Raw genomic sequence first — 19,841 nt, 5'->3', positions numbered from 1 at the left:
CATCCCGATGACAGGAGATGTCCGATGCAAGATGCCATTTTTCGACTTGAAAGCAATACGGTTGACGTGGTGCTAAAAACCCACCCATTCGCCGAAATTCTCTACTGGGGGCCGCACCTTCAGCACTTCTCGCCGCAGGATGTCCTGAGTATTGCGCGCCCGGTTGCTAACGGCAGGCTGGACGTCGACTCCCCCGTCACGCTGATGGCAGAGCTGGGGCATGGGCTGTTTGGCTCGCCGGGCATCGAGGGGCATCGCCAGGGGCTGGACGGATCGCCGGTATTTAAAACCACGCAGGTGCAGCAGGCGTTAAACGCCCTGACAATCACTGCTGAAGACGAGCATGCAGGCTTGCGCCTGACCAGTGAAATAACGCTGGATGCCAGCGGCGTACTGGTGGTGCGCCATGGGTTAACCAACCTGAAAACGCTGGCGTGGCAGGTGGATCGCTTTGCCGTGACGCTGCCGGTGGCCGAACGCGCGCAGGAGGTGATGGCCTTCCACGGACGCTGGATCAGGGAGTTTCAGCCGCACCGCGTTACGCTTGAGCACGACAGCTTCGTGATTGAAAACCGCCGGGGTAAAACCTCCCACGAACATTTCCCGGCACTGATTTCAGGTACGCCGTCATTCAGTGAAATGCACGGCCACGTCTGGGGTGTGCATCTGGGCTGGAGCGGCAACCACCGCCTGCGCGCAGAGGCGAAAACCGATGGCCGCCGCTATATGCAGGCCGAAGCGCTCTACCTGCCGGGTGAAATGGCGATTGAAGAGGGGGAAACGCTCTGGACGCCGCGCCTGTATGCCAGCCACTCCCCGCACGGGCTGAACGGCATGAGCCAGCAGTTCCACCGCTACCTGCGCGATAACGTTATCCGCTTCCCGGAAGATAAACCGCGCCCGGTGCATCTCAACACCTGGGAGGGGATCTACTTCGACCACGATCCGGACTACATCATGCGCATGGCCGACGAGGCCGCAGCGCTGGGCGTGGAGCGCTTTATCATTGACGACGGCTGGTTCAAAGGCCGCAACGACGACCACGCCGCGCTGGGCGACTGGTATCTGGACGAGAAAAAATACCCGAACGGCCTTAAGCCGGTGATCGATCACGTTAAACAGCTCGGCATGGAGTTTGGTATCTGGGTTGAGCCGGAGATGATTAACCCGGATTCCGATCTGTACCGCGCGCACCCTGACTGGGTGCTGGCGCTGCCGGGCTACGCCCAGGCGACCGGGCGACACCAGCTGGTGCTCAATCTTAATATTCCTCAGGCCTTTGATTATCTGGTCGAGCGCATGAGTTGGCTGCTGGGCGAACACGCGGTCGACTACGTGAAATGGGACATGAACCGCGAGCTGGTGCAGCCAGGGCACAAGGGCAAAGCCGCCGCCGACGCCCAGACGCGCCAGTTTTATCGCCTGCTGGACGTGCTGGGCGAGCGTTTCCCGCACATTGAGTTTGAATCCTGCTCCTCCGGCGGCGGGCGAATCGATTATGAAGTGCTGACCCGCTGCCACCGCTTCTGGGCGTCCGACAATAACGACGCGCTGGAGCGCAACACTATCCAGCGCGGCATGAGCTACTTCTTCCCGCCGGAGGTGATGGGGGCGCATATCGGTCATCATAAGTGTCACGCTACCTTCCGCCAGCACAGCATTCAGTTCCGCGGGCTGACGGCGCTGTTTGGTCACATGGGGCTGGAGCTGGATCCGCTCACCGTCGACGCGCAGGAGCGTGAAGGCTATCGACATTACGCCGCGCTGTATAAGCGGTGGCGCGAGGTCATTCATCACGGCACCCAGTGGCGCGTGGATATGCCGGACGCCACCACCCTGGCGCAGGGTATAGTGAGCGAAGACAAGACGCAGGGGCTGTTTTTGGTCAGCCAGCTCGCGATGCCGGATTACACCCTGATGATGCCGCTGCGTATGCCGGGGTTAGACGCCAGCGCGCAGTACCGCATCACGCTGCTCGATCACCCGAACATTCAGATTACGGGCGAGGGCGGGCACACCATGCGCAAGCTGCCGGCGTGGATGGACGCGCCGCAAACGGTAAGCGGTGAATGGCTGATGCAGGCGGGTATTGCGCTGCCGATTCTGGATCCGGAAACCACCATTCTGATTGGTGTGGAACGCGTGTAAGGGTGACGGGCCGGGCAACCGGCCCTCCGTTGAGGATAAAAATAATGAACACAACAACCTGTACCCACAAAGACAACCCTAACTTCTGGATCTTCGGGCTGTTCTTCTTTCTCTACTTCTTCATCATGGCCACCTGTTTTCCGTTCCTGCCGATCTGGCTGTCGGACATCATCGGCCTGAACAAAACCCATACGGGGATTGTTTTCTCCTGCATCTCGCTGTCGGCCATTGCCTTCCAGCCGGTGCTGGGGGTCATTTCGGACAAGCTGGGGCTGAAAAAACATTTGCTTTGGATCATTTCGGTGCTGCTGTTCCTGTTCGCGCCGTTCTTCCTGTACGTCTTCGCCCCGCTGCTGAAAACCAATATCTGGCTGGGAGCGCTGAGCGGTGGGTTGTATATCGGCTTTGTCTTCTCAGCGGGTTCGGGGGCGATTGAGGCCTACATTGAACGCGTGAGCCGCAACAGCTTTTTTGAGTACGGCAAGGCGCGCATGTTCGGCTGTCTCGGCTGGGGGCTGTGCGCCTCAACGGGCGGCATCCTGTTCGGCATCGATCCGTCGTATGTTTTCTGGATGGGATCGGCGGCGGCGCTGTTGCTAATGCTGCTGCTGGTGGTCGCGAAACCGAAGCCCAACCAGACGGCGCAGGTCATGAACGCCCTGGGCGCGAACCAGCGGCAGATCACTGCTAAAACAGTGTTCAACCTGTTCCGCCAGCGCAGAATGTGGATGTTCATCCTGTACGTGATTGGCGTGGCCTGCGTATATGACGTCTTCGACCAGCAGTTTGCTACCTTCTTCAAAACCTTCTTCGCCACGCCGCAGGAGGGGACCCGCGCCTTTGGTTTCGCCACCTCAGCGGGGGAAATCTGTAACGCGATCATCATGTTCTGCTCGCCGTGGATCATTAACCGCATCGGTGCGAAAAACACGCTGCTGATTGCCGGGGTGATCATGGCGACGCGCATTATCGGATCGTCGTTTGCCACCACCGCCGTGGAGGTGATTGCCCTGAAGATGCTGCACGCGCTGGAAGTCCCGTTCCTGCTGGTGGGGGCATTCAAGTACATCACCGGGGTGTTTGATACGCGCCTGTCGGCCACCATCTACCTGATTGGCTTCCAGTTTGCCAAACAGTCGGCGGCGATCTTCCTCTCCGCCTTTGCCGGAAATATGTATGACCGGGTCGGCTTCCAGGAGACGTATCTGATACTGGGCTGTTTCGTGCTGGCGATCACGGTGGTGTCGGCGTTTACGCTGAGTGGCAGGCGGGAGATTGCTGCTAGCAGGGGCGCGGTGGAGGTGAATTAGGGAAGGGTGCTGCCGCGAATGCGGCAGCATGACATAGGCTTCAGGCATCTCCATTGAGCGGATCGCAAAAAAGTCCTGCGAAATACCCGCCCCTTTGTCGACCGTCTGCAGATCGTGAACGAACCATGCGTATATTTCTGGCGGTGCGGTATCCAGGGGTAATGGCCGGGGCTTACCGAGATTTGCCGCGTGGAAGTATTCCAGAAACCGCTTCGCACGCCACAGCGCGGGTCCATATACGTTTGAAACGATATCCCTGCGTTTGTCCCTGGGGTCCTGTTCCATACTGTTTCGCATTCTTATGGCGGCATCCTTCACGTCATCAAGCCAGCCCCAGTTTTGCTGCAATACGGCCAGTTCACTGGCGTACTGCCCGGCGGTCTCTTTCGCCTCCTGCGTGATGCCAGCAAACCCTGCCGATGCGCCAGCTGCGGCCAGCGTATCCCCGCGATGTTTTTCATATTTCATGCATTCCGTGCGGTACTGATAGTACTGACGGCCCAGCCAGTCGATATAGCTGTCCAGATGACGGTTCTGGCATGCGGTGCTTAATGAAGTAAAGGGTAGTGCGCTCTGGTACGCCTCTGCCCACTGCAGGACGGACTGGTTTTTGACGTTGTCCTGGACGATGAAATACTCGGCAACAACAGGGTTGCTTTCATTTAACGACTGAAAATCAGGGAAAGGCACGCCCGCCATGGCCGCCTCACGGTACATCCTGTGGAGCGCCACGCGACAAAGCTCCGCACTGGGCTTCTGTTCGTCAGGTTTCAGGCCCCCGCCGATATCCTCCGCGCATCCGGGATAGAGTTCTTCCTTGTGCGCCGGGTTATTGCCGGTGCGGTACAGGCAGCGCCAGACGCGGGTTTCATGGGCGGCAACCAGATGCAGGCTTTTCTTTACCGACTCAGGCAAGGGGGTATCCTGGTCGATGGACTTGTCTCCCAGCAACACGCTAATCCCTTTTATCGGCCCGCCAAACGCAGAGATAAAGTAATCCACGCCGTTGTTGTTGCTGGCCGACGTGCGTCGCGAGCAGTCAAACAGGCCGGTAAAGACGATATCGACGGGTATGCCCTGGTAGGTGTATTTATCCCCCTCTTTCTTACAGATATCTTTCAGCAGACTGTCCAGGAATTTACGTGCCAAGGTAGCGCCGAGGTCAAAACCGAAAAGGGAGACAGAAATGAGTTTAACGGGGACCGGGCTTTTTTTAACGGCTTCTTTGTATCCCTCTTCAAACGTTATTTTGGTCGATACAATACGGGTATCGGCGCCAGTCACCAGCATATCCGCTATTGTGGGGTTATCGCGCAGCCAGGGGGTGGCTTCGATACTGACTTTTTTGGCCGCATTTTTTGCAGTGTCGAAGGCCAGATTTTTCCATTCCACAGGGTTAAGGAGTTTCTTACCCTGATGTTTTAAAATCTCGTACCAGCTGTTGCCTTTTAAAAAATCCACACCCGATTCTTTGGCCATTTCACCGGGCTGATCTTTTAAATTATCCGTTATGCTGTCCAGGCCGCCATCCATGATGGTGTGAAGCTTTTCAGCAATGGTTTCATGGAAAGGGGTACCCAGGCCAGAAATGTAAAACTTTGAGTAGTACTCTTTACTTGTTTTTTGCGCATCATCAGGAAATGCACGAAACAAACGAGCAATATTGCTAAGTCGACGTTCTGCTGCGTCCTGTTCTATATTCCTGTGAATACCGTCAAAGAAGAAGCCAACATGCCATATCCGCGAACAGTTCCCTAAACCAGCATCTTCTGCCTGCTGGGCCCGATTTGCCGCGGCGATAAGGCTTTCAATATCCATATATTATTTATCCTTTTTTAATTCTGAGGTTTGGTCTTTAATATCGCGAGAATCAGGATGATTAAAACCGGTACTCCACCATAACCGGACGTTTTCTTCAGGCAGGAAATAGGTATGAAGGTAATTTTCTCCCCACTGACGTTGCGGCATGGGCAATATTTTTTTGTGGACTTCTGATCGCACCCCCGCCTTGTATTGCGCAAGTGTGTAATCTACAGTCCAGATAATTTCTGCCTTATCCCCGCTTATGCTGCCGCAGCAGGTTGCTCCACCGCCACCATAAGCAAATGCATTTGCCCCCGCCACGCCGTTTACGCTAAACTCTCTTATTGGCCTGTCAATTTCACTGTGAATAATCAGCGTTACCGGCCCTGACGGTGGTCCCCAGACCGCAGCCCATACCGACCAGCCAAGATAAATCACCACCGGCAGTATCAGTGCTCCCCAGAGCCATTTTCCCCAGCGGGCATAACCGCGATTCACGGCGCTGTCTATATTTTGATATTTACCGAACCATCCCATTATTTTGTTTCCCTGTTATTAGCATTCTCCTGATGCGTTTCATAAGGCGACCATGCGTTATCACTCCATCCCAACAGGACTTTATCGCCCGGGAGGAAATGAACGTGTAAATCATTTTCGCCCTGCTTCCGTACTGGCATAGGCATTTCTGTGCGACGAGTTTCGAGACGCATACCTTTAAGATATTGTTCATGAGTAATATCCAGCGTCCAGATTATTTCAGCCTTATCCCCGCTAATATTCCCACAGCAGGTTGCCCCTCCCCCCCCTTGCGCAAAGGCATTCGCCCCCGCCACGCCATTTACGCTAAACCCCAGGATAGGTCTGTCAATTTCACTGTGAATAATCAGCGTTACCGGCCCTGACGGTGGTCCCCAGACCGCAGCCCACACCGACCAGCCAAGATAAACCACCACCGGCAGTATAAGTGTTCCCCAGAGCCATTTTCCCCAGCGGGCATAACCCCGGTTAACCGCGCCGTCTATTTTTTATACACGCTGAAAAATCCCATTCTGTGCATTCATCCATGATGTTGGGGGTTGTTAATCAAGAAGTCGTAAAGCAGTGTCATACGCTAACTCAGTACCACCCTGTAATGGGGCAGCCCGGAAAAATGTATGGTTCATCTAAAGGCAAGTGGCAGGGTTACCCTGCCACAAAATGCGGAGAATCTGACGTGATCGGATAATTTAGTCACGCGAGGTTGTCCGTTGAAATGCTTTCGCCAGTAATCCATCATTAAAACCTGACTTATCTTAAGGTTAATCAGGATGGTTACATGAAGAAGAGATGCTGTAAACGGATGAAATGCATGTCTAATTCTGAAAAATGCCTCCCCGTAGAGCGGCCTCCAGGGGGAGTATTCATCAGTCCAGGTAAAACACCTCTTCCAGCTCCGCACTCACCGGGCTGTTATCCGGGTTCGACGGCATAACGTCACCCATATGCTTCCACCAGCGCTGGCAGACGTCGGTATTCGCTACCGCGTTCCAGCGCTCCTCCGATTCAATCTCCACCGTCGCAAACAGCAGGTTGCGGGCTTTGTCGAGGTAAATGGCGTAGTGGCGCGCGCCGTGGGCTTTCAGTACCGCCTCCAGCTCAGGCCAGATCGGGTTGTGGCGACGCGCGTACTCCTCGTGCGCGTCCGGGTTTACCTGCATCACAAACGCTTTGCGGATCATAAAGCCTCCAGGTACAGCTCGCGGACCTCATCGCGGCTGGCGGTGCGCGGGTTACACGGCGCGCACGGGTCTGCGAGAGCTTTATCCAGCCAGCCTTCAATATCGGCTTTGGTCACGCCGAGCTGGCTAAATCCGGACGGAATGCCGACCCGGGCGCTCAGGTCGCGAATCGCCTGAATGGCTGACATGCTGGCCGCTTCATCGCTCATGCCGCGCGTGTCAACGCCCATCGCCTGCGCCACGCGGGCAAATCGGGCAACCGCGTTCGGGCGGTTAAAGTTTTCGATGATCGGCAGCAGAATGGCGTTGCACACGCCGTGCGGCAGGTTGTGCGTCGCGCCCGGCTGGTGCGCCAGGGCATGCACCAGCCCCAGACCGGCGCTGTTAAACGCCATGCCCGCCAGATACTGACCAAAGGCCATCTGCTCGCGCGCTTCCAGGTTGTGACCGTCGTCGACCGCTTTCGGCAGCCAGAGGTTGATCAGGCGAATCGCCTCCAGCGCGTTGGCATCGGTCAGCGGGTGCGCGCCGACGGACACGTAGGCTTCAATCGCATGAGTCAACGCATCCATGCCGGTTGCGGCGGTCACGGAGGCGGGAATATCGAGCATCACGCTGGCATCGTCCACGGCGATATCCGGGATGATGTTCGGGTCGATGATCACCTCTTTCACCTGCCGCGCGGAGTCGATGATCACCGCGTTGCTGGTCATCTCCGCTGCCGTGCCTGCGGTGGTGTTGATCGCCACCAGCGGCACGCCCGCGTTTTTCACCTTGCCGACGCCAGAGTAATCGGTTGACGGACCGGGGTTGGCGGTGAGGATTTTGATTGCCTTGGCGGTATCAATCGGGCTGCCGCCGCCAAAGGCAATCAGGTAATCACACTCCGCATCCTGATATGCCGCATAGCCTTTTTGCACCAGCGCTTCCGTCGGATTCGGGAATACCTCATCGAACAGGTGATACGACATCTGATGGGCGTCGAGCGCGGTAAACAGGCTGTCGAGCAGGCCCAGCTTCACCAGCTGACCGTCGGTGACAATCAGCGCTTTTCCCCACTGTTTGTTTGCCACCAGATTGACCATATCGCCGATCGCGCCCGCGCCGTGCAGGCTGATTTTGGGGAGTGCCAACATAAAGCTCATGATAATTCTCCTTAATTACTGTGAATTTTATGCCCGGCGGCGCTGCGCTTGCGCGGGCCTACGGTTAAGCAGGCCGGGTAAACGCAGTGCCACCCGGCTATGAGATCCGTCTTCGCTGCATAATCCGGCGGGTAATAATCGGCAGCGAAATCACCACGATCAGCATCGCGCCGATAATCACCGACATCACAATGCCGGGCACGTTGAGCAGGCTCAGGCCGAAGGTCACCAGCCCCATCAGGAAGGCGGCGATAATCACGCCCACCATGCTGCCGGACCCACCGAGAATATTGACGCCGCCGAGCACCGCCATCGTCACCACCGCCAGCTCCCAGCCCATCGCGATGGTCGGACGGGTGCTGCCCAGACGCGAGGTGAGCAGCACCGACGCCAGGCCGGACATCAGCCCCACCAGCGCGAAGAGGATCAGGTTGTGGCGCTTCACGTTGATGCCGGAGTACCACGCGCCGGTCGGGTTGTTGCCGATGGCGTAGGTGCGGCGGCCAAAGTTGGTACGGTGCAGCACAAAGGCAAACAGAGCGGCCAGGACGATAAACAGCGCGAACTCAAACGACAACGCGCCCCAGACGTAGCCCTGGCCGAACCAGGCAAAGCTCTCCGGGTAGCTGTTCAGCGCCTGGTCCCCGAGCAGGATGTAGGTGATCCCGCGGTACAGGCTCATGGTGCCGATGGTGATGACGATGGACGACAGGTTAAAGCGCGTCACCAGAATGCCGTTGAACAACCCGCACAGTAGCCCGACGCCTAATCCCACGCACACCAGCAGTGGCGTATCGACGCCCGCCGCCGCGCAAAAGCCCATCACCGTGGAGCTGAGCGCGATGGTGGAGGCCACCGACAGGTCAATTTCCCGGGCGATAATCAGCATCGCCATCGGCAACACAATGATCGCTTTTTCCGTGAAGTTGAACGTCGCGTCGGAGAGGTTCCAGATATTGAGGAAGTAGGGCGAGGCGAGCGCGTTCACCACAAACACCGCCAGCGTCACCGCCAGCAGGAAGCCCTCCCAGCACAGCAGACGCTGGAAGATGCCCGGCGCAGAAGTGGGTTTGAACTCTTCAGATGTCATCATTTTACTCATGGTTTCACCGCCAGTTTCTGACGTGCCAGCGCCGCGTCGCGCAGGATCAGCCTGCCTTTGCGTTTGTTGCCGCGCTCGTTCAGCAGCACAGCGATGACAATGACCGAGCCGGAAATCGCCATCTGCCAGAACGGGGAGACGCCGATCACCGGCAGGGCGTTGTTGATGACGCCAAGGAACAGCGCCCCGAACAGACAGCCGAGCACGCGGCCGGTGCCGCCCATGGTGCTGATCCCGCCAATCACGCAGGCTGCCACCACCTGCAATTCAAAACCGTTAGCGACGTCAACATACGCAACGGCAAAGCGCGATATCCACAGGTAGCCGCAGAACCCGGCCAGCAGACCGGAAAGGCAGAAGCTGATGAACTGCATTTTCCCGGCGTTGATCCCGGTGTAGTACGCTGCCGTGGCGTTCCCGCCTGCGGTGTAGAGCGCCCGTCCGGTGCGGCTGTAGCGCAGGAAGTAGCCCACCAGCAGCAGTACGGCGATGGCGCACCAGCTCAGCACCGGCAGGCCCAGCACTGACGCACGCGGCAGGCCGAGGAAGTCTGCACCCATCTGGTTGGAGTTCACCCAGCCGCCGCCGGAGAGCAAAAAGATCATTCCGCGGTAGATGCTCATGGTGCCGAGTGTTACCACAATCGCCGGAATGCCCAGCTTCCACACAAGCAGGCCGTTTATCGCGCCCATCAGTAGCCCAAGCGCGCTGGCGAGGATCAGCAGCGCCCAGACGGGCACGTCCGGGTAATGGAAGTTAATCAGGGCGACAATCATCCCGGTCAGGGCCAGATTGGCCGCCATCGACAGGTCGATGCCTTTAGTGAGCAGCACCAGCATCTGCCCGAGCGCGAGGACGATCAGAATGGCGGTGTCGTTAAACATCTCCACCAGGTTGCCCGGCGCGATAAACGATGGCACGCGGCTGCCAATGGCGACGATCATCAGGATAATCACCGCGCCCAGCAGGGCTTCGCGGTGTTTTAAGAGTGAGCTAAGCATTTATGCCGCCTCCTGTTTTGCACCGCTGGCGGCGCTGACGATGGTTTCCGCCGTCGCGTCTCCCGCCTGGTATTCGGCCACCATCAGCCCCTCGTGCATGACGATAATGCGATCCGCCATGCCCATCACTTCCGGTAGTTCGGACGAGACCATAATCACCGCCAGCCCCTGACTGACCAGCTCGGACATAAACTGATGAACGGCTGCCTTTGAGCCGATATCGATGCCTTTTGTTGGCTCATCGAGGATGATCACGTCAGGGTGCGTCGCCAGCCATTTGCCGATCACCACCTTTTGCTGGTTGCCGCCAGAGAGGGTCTCCACCGCCTGCTTCCAGCTGAAGGCTTTCACTTGCAGGCGTTTGGCGTACTCGTTCGCCAGTTTCCATTCACGGTCGTCATGCAGCACGCCGTTCGGATTGAGCGTGCCAAGCTGAGGCAGGCTGATGTTCTGGGCAATCGGCAGGGCGATAATCGCCCCCTGTTTCTGCCTTTCTTCCGGCACGCAGACAATACCGGCTTTGATCGCATCCGCAGGCTGGCGGAAGCGCCGGGGCTGTCCGTTGAGGATAATTTCCCCGGACGATGGCCGCGTGACGCCGGAAAGCGCCTGCATCAATTCGGTACGCCCGGCACCCACCAGCCCGTAAAAGCCGAGGATTTCCCCTTTACGCAGGGAGAACGAGATATGCGCAAACTCGGTCGGATGGCAGAGGTTTTTCACCTCCAGCACCGTCTCGCCTTTTTCGCAGTCGATTTTCGGGAAGGTTTGGGTAATGGCGCGCCCGACCATCATCGACACCATCCGCTCCTCGGTGATCTCATTTATTGCCCCTGCACCGACGAACACGCCGTCGCGCAAAATGGTGTAGTGATCGGCCAGCTCAAAAATCTCGTCGAACTTGTGGGAGATAAACAGGATGGCTTTTCCCTCCTGCTTTAAGCGCTCCACAATCTGGTAAAACTCGAGGATTTCATGCTGCGACAACGCCGCCGTGGGTTCGTCGAGGATCACCACCTGCGCCTCAAACGACAGCGCGCGGGCAATCGCCACCATGTGACGCTGGGCGATGCTCAGGGTTTTCAGCGTTGCGCGCGGGTCGATTTGCACCTCAAGGCGGGCGAGAATAGCCTGCGCCCGGCGGTGCATTTCCGGCCAGTCGAGCTTTTTCAGGAAGCCTTTGTGAAGGTACTGACCAACAAAGATATTTTCGGTGACCGAGAGTTCATCAAACAGGACGGTTTCCTGGTGTATGGCGGTGATACCCATTTTATGCGCCGACTCCGGCGTTGGAAGGTGAACGGGGATCGCCTTGTAGAGAATTTCGCCCTCGTCGGGCTGGTATATGCCGGTCATCACTTTGACCAGCGTCGACTTGCCCGCGCCGTTTTCGCCGATAAGCGCCGTCACTTTGCCGGGCCACAGCGCAAGCTGCACGTTCTCAAGAGCACGTACGCCGGGGAACACCTTGGTGATGCCAGAAAGCTGTAGCAATGGGGTCATGATAGTTCTCCGTTTGGTTCACCCTCACCCCGACCCTCTCCCTTTGGGAGAGGGCTAGGGTGAGGGGGGAAAGGATCAAAAGATTTTCGAGAACTTATCAATATTGCTGGCATCGTAGACGAACGGCTCGGCCATCGCGCCGTTGCCGTCCGCATCCAGCTTCACTTTGCCCAGTTTGCCCATGCTGGCCTCACCTTTCGTGGCCGTGCCTTTCACCAGATCGTCCGCTAAGTAAGTCGCGGCATAGCCCAGGTCAATCGGGTTCCAGATGGCAAAGCTCTTGCTCGCGCCGGATTTCACCGCGCCCGCCATCTCAGACGGCAGGCCTAAACCGGTGACGTACACTTTGCCAATCTTGCCCTGGTCCTTCACCGCCTGCGCGGCAGCCACAATGCCCACGGACGACGGCGAGACGATGACTTTCAGCTCCGGGTAGGTTTTCAGCAGGCCGACCGCTTCGCGGTAGCTTTTGTCAGAGAGATCGTCTCCGTAGGCCACGGTCACCAGATTGACGGACGGGTACTTCGGCAGCACCTTTTTCATCTCCGCAATCCAGGTGTTCTGGTTGGTGGAGGTTGGCGTGGCGCTCAGCACCGCTACTTCGCCCTTCTCCACGTTCAGCGCTTTCAGGGCATCGGCGGCGAGCTTGACGTTGGTTTCGCCAATCAGGGCGTTATTGGACGGGTTGAGATGGATCTGACGCCCGGCTTTCGCCACCCCGGAATCCCACGACACAACCTTAATGCCGCGCTGCATCGCTTTTTTCAGCACCGGCACGACGGCGTCCGGATCGTTCGCGGAAATTGCGATCGCATCCACGCCCTGGGCGATCAGCCCGTTCAGCACCTCGATCTGCGCTTCCGCCGTGGTGGTGGTCGGGCCGGTATAAATCACTTTTACATCGCCTAACTCTTTGGCCGCCTCCTGCGCGCCGACGTTCGCTGCCTCGAAGAATCCATTCCCTAAGGACTTCGCCACCAGGGCGATTTTCACTTCTGCTAAAGCGGAACCGGACAACGCCAGAGCGGCAACGGTGAGGATCAAGCTTGCTTTTATTTTCATTGCTTTTACTCCACTGACTTGAGTTAGTTGTAGGGATTGCAGGTGGTTTTCGCCCCGTCTCGGTGAGCGGGGCGCGATGTTGTTATTGGTACAGATCTAACGCCGACTGCATCGGGGTGACGCCAAAGCGTTTGCCCAGGGCAATCAGCTCTTCCCGGGTGATGGTCTGCTTCATGCTGCCCATGGAATAGACCTTCACCAGCACCTCCGCGGATTTCTCGGCGGTGTCGATCAGGCCGAAGGTTTCATCCAGTGTCGGGCCGCTGCCGAAGACGCCGTGGAACGGCCACAGCACCAGTGAGTGCTTCTGCATGTCCGTCGCGGTCGCCTGGCCGATTTCGTCGGTACCCGGCACCATCCACGGCAGAATGCCGACGCCGTCCGGGAACACCACCAGACACTCGGTGCTGCCTTCCCACAGTTTGCGGGTGAAGAAATCAGAATTATTTTCCAGCACGTAGGTCAGGGCGATCAGGTTGGTGGCGTGGCAGTGCATGATTACGCGGTCCTTGCCATTGGTCGCCTTAATGCGCTCGCAGTGGGAGAGGAAGTGCGCCGGCAGTTCGGATGTCGGTACCGCGTCGTCCGTCAGTCCCCAGAGAATGTGGTAACCCGCGCCGTCGCTGTCCACCTTCACCACGCCGAGGTTGGCTTCCGGGTCCAGCTGTACGTTGCGGAAAAACTTCCCGGAACCGGTGACGATAAACGGCGTGTTGGCGAGCAGCGGCATCGGCTGGCTCAGGGCGATATAGCGCGGCTTCTGGTGGAAATCGGAGGCAAATGGCTCGATATCCGCGTCGTCCAGGCGTAGCGTCAGGTTGCCGCCGTTGCGCTCATCCCAGCCCTTGAGCCAGGCGTCAGAGGTGGCTTTGATCATGCCCTGGACGAACCAGGAAGTGGTGATGGTCTGCATACTGTAGTTCCTTTGAAAATGCCGGGTGGCGTTACGCTTACCCGGCCTGGTCTTATCTGTAGGCCCGGCAAGCAACGCGCCGCCGGGCGATGTTTTTTACTGACGAGCGGCAAGAACCTCTTTCTCATACGCCCGCACGTTATCCAGCCACTGGCTGCCCGCAGGTGCATCGTGACGCTGGCAGTACATCTCCCACACCGCCTGCCACGGCAGGGATTTCTGCTCTTCCAGCAGCGCCAGGCGCGCGGTGTAGTCGCCGTTTTCTTCCAGCTGTTTCAGGGCGGCGACAGGCTCCAGCAGCGCGCGCAGCAGGGCTTTCTTCATGTTACGGGTGCCGATAACCCACGCCGCGATGCGGTTGATGGAGGCGTCGAAGAAGTCGAGGCCGATATGTACGCGGTCAAAGAGGTTGTGGCGGATGATTTCGCTGGCAATGGCCTGGGTTTCGTCATCCAGCAGCACCACGTGGTCGCTGTCCCAGCGCACCGGGCGGCTGACGTGCAGCAGAAGGCGCGGCACGTAGAGCATGGCGGCGGAGATCTTGTCGGAGATGACTTCCGTTGGGTGGAAGTGGCCAGCATCCAGGCACAGCGCGGTCTGGCGGCTGGTGGCATAACCCATGTAGAACTCGTTTGAGCCCACGGTGTAGCTCTCTGCGCCAATGCCGAACAGCTTGCTCTCGACGGCGTCGATGTGGTGCGCCGGGTCCAGCTTCTCGCTGATGGCTTCATCCAGCGCGGCCAGCAGGCGCTGACGCGGGGCCAGTCGGTCTACGGTGATGTCCTTCATGCCGTCCGGGATCCAGATATTCATTACCGATGGCGTGCCAAGCTGCTCGCCAAAATAAGCCGAGACGCGGCGGCTGGCTTTGACATGGTCGATCCAGAACTGGCGGATTTCATCGTTGGCATGCGCAAGGGTAAACCCGTCCGCGCTCAGCGGGTGCGAGAAGCAGGACGGGTTAAAATCCAGACCCAGCCGGTTGGCTTTCGCCCACGCCACCCAGTTCGTAAAGTGTTCCGGTTTGATTTCGTTACGCGCGACCGGCTCATCGGATTCGAGATAAATGGCGTGCAGGTTCAGGCGCTTTGGCCCGGGGATCAGGCTCAGCGCCAGCTCCAGATCCGCACGCAGTTCGGTGGCGTTGCGCGCTTTGCCAGGATAGTTACCCGTGGCCTGAATACCCCCCGTCAGGGAACCGCCCGGGTTCTCGAAACCGGCGACATCATCACCCTGCCAGCAGTGCATGGAGACGGGCAGACGATCGAGCTGGCGCAGCGCCTCTTCGACATCCACGCCGACGGCGGCGAAACGCTGTTTAGCCAGGTCCCAGGCTTGTTCAAGTTGAGTGGTCATGCGCAAAGCTCCTTAGTCAGTCGTTTTTGCTGAAACTGCGCCCGGTAGCGGGCAATTTCATGGCAGGGATGGGGGGTGAAGGTGGTCAGGCTGTTATTCGCCGTCACCACCGAACGGAAATCGTCGACGTTGGACAGTTCGTCCAGGGTCATCAGCTGAATGCCGATATTGCCGAGCGTGGAGGCTTCAATCGGACCTGCCACCACGGTAATGCCGCATGCATCCGCGCAGAGCTGGTTCAGCAGTTGGTTCTGGCAGCCGCCGCCCACGATATGCAGTTGTGTGAACGGTTTGCCGCGAAGGTCAGCCAGCTCGCTCAGGATGTCGGCATACAGCAGGGCGAGACTGTCAAAAATGCAGCGTGCCAGCTCGGCGGGGCGGGAAGGTACCGGCTGCCCCGCTTCAAAACAGGCGGCCTGGATTTCGGCGCTCATGTGCGCCGGGTTGATAAAGCGGTCATCGTTCGGGTTAATCAGGAAGGTACAGGCCTTCAGCGTTTCGGTTTCGGCGATAAGCTCGGGCAGGTCGGTGATGTTCTGCTCTTTCAGCACCCGCTGGAGCAGCCACAGGCCCATGATGTTCTTCAGCACCCGGTAGCGCCCTTCGGCACCGCCTTCGTTGGTGATGTTCGCGGCCAGCGCGGCATCGCTGGTGTAGGGCGTTTTGCTCTCAAAGCCCATCAGCGACCAGGTGCCGGATGAGAGGTAGGCCGCATCTTTGCCGGCGAGCGGCGAGGCAATGACCGCGCTCGCGGTGTCGTGGCTGGCGACGGCGACAACGGGGATTTTATTCCCCTGCGGGCAAAGCCAGTGGCCGATCACATTGCCCGGATGGGTTGGCGCGCCAAACCAGGACGGCGAGGCGCCCGTCCAGGCCAGCAGATGTTCATCCCAGTTATCGGTGTTGATGTTGACCAGCTGCGTGGTGGTGGCGTTGGTGTATTCCCAGTTCATGTTGCCGGTCAGACGGTAGCTTAAGTAGTCCGGGATCAGCAGCGCATGCGCCACCTTTTCGACCAGCTCTGGCTGTTGCTCAACCAGCGCGCGCAGCTGATACAGCGTGTTAAACGGCAGAAACTGAATGCCGCTGCGACCATAGATGTTCTCCTTGCCAAGCTGGGCGATGGCGTGCGCCATTAGCCCATCGGTGCGGCTGTCGCGGTAGGAGACGGGCAGGCCGACGCGTTCGCCGTGACGGTCCAGCAGTACGTAATCCACACCCCAGGTATCAATGCCGATACTGTCGATGCGAATACCGTCTTCGCAGACGTTGTGAAGTCCGGTGCGGATCTCTGCTTCCAGGGCGTCGATATCCCAGGTAACAAAACCGTCCTGTTTTTGCAGACAATTGGCGAAACGGTGCATTTCGCGAAGCGTAAGGGTGTGCAGGTCGCAGTCCCAGGTGGCGAGCATTACACGGCCGCTGGATGCGCCTAAATCGACAGCCACACAATGGCGAAAAGTCATGGTCGGGTCCTTTCTTAAGTCATTAGCGAGGAGTGTAAGAAAGGGAAGAAATAGCCACCTTCTCGCCACTGACAGCCCAAATCTCGCGCTGGCAAGAAAGCAAAGATGAACGTGAGGGAGTTCACAGTTTCCAGTAATGGCGGGGTTTGCAGGCAGTGTGACGCTGACCGCATTTCCCGATCTTTCCGCCTGTTTCTTGAAAAACCGACAGCTTTTGCGCGGTTTGCTGTCAAAAATTTAAGGTGAGCGTGAAAGGCCTTAATTACTATTTTGAGAACTTTTCTCATTGGTGGGGGCCGTTATGACCGTACTGCACAGCGTCGATTTTTTTCCTACGGGGGCTTCGCCGGTCGCGATTGAGCCACGGCTGCCTCAGGCTGCGTTCCCGGAGCATCATCATGATTTTCATGAAATTGTGATTGTTGAGCACGGAACGGGCATCCACGTGTTTAACGGTCAGCCGTATACCATCAGCGGCGGTACGGTGTGCTTCGTGCGCGATCACGACAGGCACCTGTATGAACATACCGACAACCTGTGCCTGACCAATGTGCTCTATCGTTCTCCGGATGCGTTCCAGTTTCTTTCCGGGCTGAATCAGCTGTTGCCGCAGGAGAAGGACGGCCATTATCCGTCGCACTGGCGGGTGAATCAGTCCACGTTGCAGCAGGTGCGTCAGCTGGTGAGCCAGATGGAGCAGAGCGAGGATGGACAGGAGACGCACGCCATTGCTACCCGCGAGCTGCTGTTTATGCAGCTGCTGGTGCTGCTGCGGCGCAGCAGCCTGGTGGAAGGGCTGGAAAATAACGACGCGCGCCTGAATCAGCTGATGGCATGGCTGGAAGATCATTTCGCCGAAGATGTCTGCTGGGAAACGCTGGCGGATGACTTTTCGCTCTCGCTGCGCACGCTGCATCGTCAGCTCAAGCAGCATACCGGCCTGACGCCGCAGCGTTACCTTAACCGTCTGCGCCTGATCAAAGCGCGTCACCTTTTACGTCATACCGACGAAAGCGTCACCGATATCGCCTATCGCTGCGGTTTCGGCGACAGTAACCACTTTTCGACGCTGTTTCGCCGGGAGTTTAGCTGGTCGCCGCGCGATATTCGTCAGGGGAAAGACGCGTTGCTTCAGTAACGCGAGGGCAGTCACCGTTTTTTTGCTGCAAAAAGGCTAATAATGTCCGGTTATTCGCCGTAGAGGTTGTGGTGTGGCTGCTCAGCTCATTCTTCGCAAAGATGATTTTTTTGCCTCCGCGAGTCAGGCCGTCGCGGTGGCCGACCGCTACCCGCAAAACGTCTTCGCCGAGCACACCCACGAGTTTTGCGAGCTGGTGCTGGTGTGGCGGGGCAATGGCCTGCACGTCCTCAACGACCGTCCCTACCGCATCACGCGCGGAGACCTGTTCTACATCCGCGCTGAAGACAAACACTCCTACGCCTCGGTTAACGATCTGGTGTTGCAGAACGTCATCTATTGCCCCGACAGACTTAAACTGAATGTCGACTGGGCGGGCAATATCCCCGGTTTTCATAATGCCAGAGGCGAACCGCACTGGCGCTTAAGCAGCAACGGCATGGCTCAGGTGCGCCAGACGATTTCCCAGCTGGAGCAGGAGAGCCAGAAGAGCGATCCGGCGGCTAACCAGATGTCGGAGCTGCTTTTCGCCCAGCTGGTGATGACCCTGAAGCGCCATCGTTACGCTACGGATAATCCCTCTGCCACCATGCAGGAAGCGCTGCTGGATAAGCTCATCACCCGGCTTGCGGGCAGTCTGAACAAGAGTTTCGTGCTGGAAAAATTCTGCGAGCAGGAGCAGTGCAGCGAGCGCGCGCTGCGCCAGCAGTTCCGCACCCAGACGGGGATGACGGTCAACCACTATCTGCGCCAGCTGCGCATCTGCCACGCCCAGTACCTGTTACAGCATACGGAGCTGATGGTGAGTGAAGTGGCGATGCGCTGCGGCTTTGAGGACAGTAACTACTTTTCGGTGGTGTTTAACCGTGAGGTGGGGATGACGCCGGTTCAGTGGCGTCATCGCAGTCGAAAGGCAGCGTAATCAGTTCGCCATGCCGAGGCCGACGATATTGGCCGCAATGATAATCACCACGCAGCCCAGGCTCAGCACGCCAACCGGACGACGCCCGGCGTTGTTCCACTCTTTCAGCACCAGCCCAACCAGCCCGCCGCACAGCACGTAGAAGCTCATGTGCAGCATCCAGCTCATGTAGTCATACTGCGCCGGAATACTGGCGTGACCCCAGGCGTAGAAGAAGAATTGCAGATACCACATCAGGCCGCCAAGGGCGGAGAGCAGGACGTTGGTGACGATCAGCGGTTTTGCCAGCGAGAAGTCGGCTTTTACCGACAGGTTGTTCACTTTTGCCAGACGAATAAAGCAGAAGCCGAGGTTTACCAGCGCGCCGCCGCCCATGATCACCACGTAGCTTGGCAGGGCAACGTACAGCGGATCGACGCCCAGCGCCGCAGCGGCGTCGTGCATCGGTTTGGCGGCATTCATGGCGAACGACATGCCCGCCGAGAAGATGCCGCACATCACCGCCAGCAGCAGCCCTTTCTTCAGGTTGAACTCTTCGGCTTTGATGCCCATCTTGCGTTCTTTCAGCTGGCCCGCGCGGGTGACGATGCCCACGCCGATCACCGCCACCAGCACGCCCAGCAGGGTCATTCGCCCTCCCTGGGTGTTGATCAGCACATCGAAGTTGCCGTTGAGGATTGGCGTCATCAGGGTGCCAACAATCAACGTTATGCCAATCGCGATGCCAATCCCCATCGACATGCCGAGGTAGCGCATGGTGAGGCCGTAGTTGATATTACCGATGCCCCACATCGCGCCGAACAGGAATACCGGCAGCAGGGTGGAGGCGTTGAAGGAGGAGAAGTAGCCCCAGAAATCGGGCAGCAGCATGGCGCTGATTGTCCACGGCAAAATCAGCCAGGACACGGTACCGCCAACGGACCACATGGTTTCCCATGACCAGCCTTTCACCTTTTTAAACGGGGCATAGAAACAGGCTGCACTGGCCGCGCATATCAAATGCCAGAAGATACCCATCGTAATCGCATGATTCATTTTTACATCCTCATCGTTTTTATAGCCGGAGGCTTCCCGCCGACTTGATGAGTGTAAAAATGAGGCGGTTTGGGAACCTTCAGAAGGTTGCCGCACTTTTGTTCAGGATGGCAATCAGCACGTTAAACACGTGAGCAGACTCACAATTCCTTCATTTCTCAAAAACCGAATAACCTTATAAAAACTACGGCATTGATAATCATTTTCAATATCATTTAA

At 57.8% G+C, this 19,841-nt stretch carries 17 protein-coding genes and 1 pseudogene; 5 read left to right on the top strand and 13 right to left on the bottom strand.

The genetic code is table 11. The annotated features are described in order from the left end of the window. Positions 1 to 24 precede the first annotated feature (24 nt). Positions 25 to 2,148: an alpha-galactosidase gene (locus RY075_RS22820; RefSeq protein WP_023323893.1), complete on the top strand. Its 2,124-nt coding sequence runs from the start codon at positions 25 to 27 to the stop codon at positions 2,146 to 2,148. A gap of 44 nt (positions 2,149 to 2,192) precedes the next feature. Next, positions 2,193 to 3,458, top strand: coding sequence for an MFS transporter (locus tag RY075_RS22815; protein WP_109949131.1), 1,266 nt, complete (start codon positions 2,193 to 2,195; stop codon positions 3,456 to 3,458). Positions 3,459 to 3,494: 36 nt separating this feature from the next. On the opposite strand, the pseudogene RY075_RS22810 reads toward RY075_RS22815, so the two are convergent. The 12 genes and pseudogenes from RY075_RS22810 to rhaB all read right to left on the bottom strand — a co-directional run. Next, positions 3,495 to 5,276, bottom strand: a pseudogene (locus RY075_RS22810) (hypothetical protein); the annotation flags it as partial. A gap of 3 nt (positions 5,277 to 5,279) precedes the next feature. Beyond that, positions 5,280 to 5,798 carry a DUF3304 domain-containing protein gene (locus RY075_RS22805; protein ID WP_063855752.1) on the bottom strand — a complete coding sequence of 173 codons (519 nt, stop codon included), beginning with the start codon at positions 5,796 to 5,798 and terminating at the stop codon, positions 5,280 to 5,282. After that, on the bottom strand, positions 5,798 to 6,283 hold the full coding sequence (locus RY075_RS22800; protein ID WP_252061844.1) for a DUF3304 domain-containing protein: 486 nt from the start codon (positions 6,281 to 6,283) through the stop codon (positions 5,798 to 5,800). The genes RY075_RS22805 and RY075_RS22800 overlap by 1 nt, the downstream gene beginning before the upstream one ends. 381 nt (positions 6,284 to 6,664) lie before the next feature. After that, positions 6,665 to 6,979: an L-rhamnose mutarotase gene (rhaM, locus tag RY075_RS22795; protein WP_109949079.1), complete on the bottom strand. Its 315-nt coding sequence runs from the start codon at positions 6,977 to 6,979 to the stop codon at positions 6,665 to 6,667. Further along, on the bottom strand, positions 6,976 to 8,124 hold the full coding sequence (gene fucO / locus RY075_RS22790; RefSeq protein ID WP_022652073.1) for a lactaldehyde reductase: 1,149 nt from the start codon (positions 8,122 to 8,124) through the stop codon (positions 6,976 to 6,978). Before fucO ends, rhaM begins: the two co-directional genes overlap by 4 nt. A gap of 97 nt (positions 8,125 to 8,221) precedes the next feature. Then, entirely contained in the window at positions 8,222 to 9,226 is a 1,005-nt protein-coding gene (locus RY075_RS22785) for an ABC transporter permease (RefSeq protein ID WP_003861982.1), read from the bottom strand. Further along, positions 9,223 to 10,227 (bottom strand): ABC transporter permease, encoded by a 1,005-nt coding sequence (locus RY075_RS22780; protein ID WP_023315047.1) that lies wholly within the window; start codon positions 10,225 to 10,227, stop codon positions 9,223 to 9,225. The genes RY075_RS22785 and RY075_RS22780 overlap by 4 nt, the downstream gene beginning before the upstream one ends. After that, entirely contained in the window at positions 10,228 to 11,730 is a 1,503-nt protein-coding gene (locus RY075_RS22775) for a sugar ABC transporter ATP-binding protein (protein ID WP_045895067.1), read from the bottom strand. A gap of 75 nt (positions 11,731 to 11,805) precedes the next feature. After that, positions 11,806 to 12,792 carry a rhamnose ABC transporter substrate-binding protein gene (gene rhaS, locus RY075_RS22770; RefSeq protein WP_003861987.1) on the bottom strand — a complete coding sequence of 329 codons (987 nt, stop codon included), beginning with the start codon at positions 12,790 to 12,792 and terminating at the stop codon, positions 11,806 to 11,808. Positions 12,793 to 12,874: 82 nt separating this feature from the next. Next, positions 12,875 to 13,705, bottom strand: a complete 831-nt coding sequence (gene rhaD, locus RY075_RS22765; protein WP_022652070.1) for a rhamnulose-1-phosphate aldolase — start codon at positions 13,703 to 13,705, stop codon at positions 12,875 to 12,877. A gap of 96 nt (positions 13,706 to 13,801) precedes the next feature. After that, positions 13,802 to 15,061 carry an L-rhamnose isomerase gene (gene rhaA, locus RY075_RS22760; RefSeq protein WP_003861990.1) on the bottom strand — a complete coding sequence of 420 codons (1,260 nt, stop codon included), beginning with the start codon at positions 15,059 to 15,061 and terminating at the stop codon, positions 13,802 to 13,804. Next, on the bottom strand, positions 15,058 to 16,527 hold the full coding sequence (gene rhaB, locus RY075_RS22755) for a rhamnulokinase (protein ID WP_022652069.1): 1,470 nt from the start codon (positions 16,525 to 16,527) through the stop codon (positions 15,058 to 15,060). The genes rhaA and rhaB overlap by 4 nt, the downstream gene beginning before the upstream one ends. A 136-nt stretch (positions 16,528 to 16,663) precedes the next feature. Here rhaB and RY075_RS22750 point away from each other — a divergent pair, with 136 nt between their 5' ends. From RY075_RS22750 to rhaR, 3 genes are all read left to right on the top strand, one after another. After that, positions 16,664 to 16,768 (top strand): hypothetical protein, encoded by a 105-nt coding sequence (locus RY075_RS22750; RefSeq protein ID WP_015569933.1) that lies wholly within the window; start codon positions 16,664 to 16,666, stop codon positions 16,766 to 16,768. 60 nt (positions 16,769 to 16,828) lie between these two features. Continuing rightward, a complete protein-coding gene (rhaS, locus tag RY075_RS22745; RefSeq protein WP_022652068.1) occupies positions 16,829 to 17,665 on the top strand; it encodes an HTH-type transcriptional activator RhaS in 837 nt (278 codons plus the stop codon). A 73-nt stretch (positions 17,666 to 17,738) separates the two neighbouring features. Further along, positions 17,739 to 18,587 carry an HTH-type transcriptional activator RhaR gene (rhaR, locus tag RY075_RS22740; protein WP_022652067.1) on the top strand — a complete coding sequence of 283 codons (849 nt, stop codon included), beginning with the start codon at positions 17,739 to 17,741 and terminating at the stop codon, positions 18,585 to 18,587. Here the strand turns inward: rhaR and rhaT are convergent, their stop codons facing one another. After that, the gene (gene rhaT / locus RY075_RS22735; protein WP_302378298.1) at positions 18,588 to 19,622 is read right to left on the bottom strand and encodes an L-rhamnose/proton symporter RhaT; all 1,035 of its coding nucleotides are present in this window, start codon (positions 19,620 to 19,622) and stop codon (positions 18,588 to 18,590) included. Positions 19,623 to 19,841 lie beyond the last annotated feature (219 nt).

The organism is Enterobacter sp. JJBC, from assembly GCF_036936505.1.
GTDB classification, from domain to species: domain Bacteria; phylum Pseudomonadota; class Gammaproteobacteria; order Enterobacterales; family Enterobacteriaceae; genus Enterobacter; species Enterobacter hormaechei_C.
Note: the sequence above shows the minus strand (reverse complement) of the source record. Positions and strands in the feature narration are given on the sequence as shown.

What these genes read in the sequence shown, in the direction of transcription:
- RY075_RS22820 (WP_023323893.1), top strand. Translation starts at nt 25, where the DNA reads ATGCAAGATGCCATTTTTCGACTTGAAAGCAATACGGTTGACGTGGTG.
- RY075_RS22815 (WP_109949131.1), top strand. Translation starts at nt 2,193, where the DNA reads ATGAACACAACAACCTGTACCCACAAAGACAACCCTAACTTCTGGATC.
- RY075_RS22805 (WP_063855752.1), bottom strand. Translation starts at nt 5,798, where the DNA reads ATGGGATGGTTCGGTAAATATCAAAATATAGACAGCGCCGTGAATCGC.
- rhaM (WP_109949079.1), bottom strand. Translation starts at nt 6,979, where the DNA reads ATGATCCGCAAAGCGTTTGTGATGCAGGTAAACCCGGACGCGCACGAG.
- fucO (WP_022652073.1), bottom strand. Translation starts at nt 8,124, where the DNA reads ATGAGCTTTATGTTGGCACTCCCCAAAATCAGCCTGCACGGCGCGGGC.
- RY075_RS22785 (WP_003861982.1), bottom strand. Translation starts at nt 9,226, where the DNA reads ATGAGTAAAATGATGACATCTGAAGAGTTCAAACCCACTTCTGCGCCG.
- RY075_RS22780 (WP_023315047.1), bottom strand. Translation starts at nt 10,227, where the DNA reads ATGCTTAGCTCACTCTTAAAACACCGCGAAGCCCTGCTGGGCGCGGTG.
- RY075_RS22775 (WP_045895067.1), bottom strand. Translation starts at nt 11,730, where the DNA reads ATGACCCCATTGCTACAGCTTTCTGGCATCACCAAGGTGTTCCCCGGC.
- rhaS (WP_003861987.1), bottom strand. Translation starts at nt 12,792, where the DNA reads ATGAAAATAAAAGCAAGCTTGATCCTCACCGTTGCCGCTCTGGCGTTG.
- rhaD (WP_022652070.1), bottom strand. Translation starts at nt 13,705, where the DNA reads ATGCAGACCATCACCACTTCCTGGTTCGTCCAGGGCATGATCAAAGCC.
- rhaA (WP_003861990.1), bottom strand. Translation starts at nt 15,061, where the DNA reads ATGACCACTCAACTTGAACAAGCCTGGGACCTGGCTAAACAGCGTTTC.
- rhaB (WP_022652069.1), bottom strand. Translation starts at nt 16,527, where the DNA reads ATGACTTTTCGCCATTGTGTGGCTGTCGATTTAGGCGCATCCAGCGGC.
- RY075_RS22750 (WP_015569933.1), top strand. Translation starts at nt 16,664, where the DNA reads ATGGCGGGGTTTGCAGGCAGTGTGACGCTGACCGCATTTCCCGATCTT.
- rhaS (WP_022652068.1), top strand. Translation starts at nt 16,829, where the DNA reads ATGACCGTACTGCACAGCGTCGATTTTTTTCCTACGGGGGCTTCGCCG.
- rhaT (WP_302378298.1), bottom strand. Translation starts at nt 19,622, where the DNA reads ATGAATCATGCGATTACGATGGGTATCTTCTGGCATTTGATATGCGCG.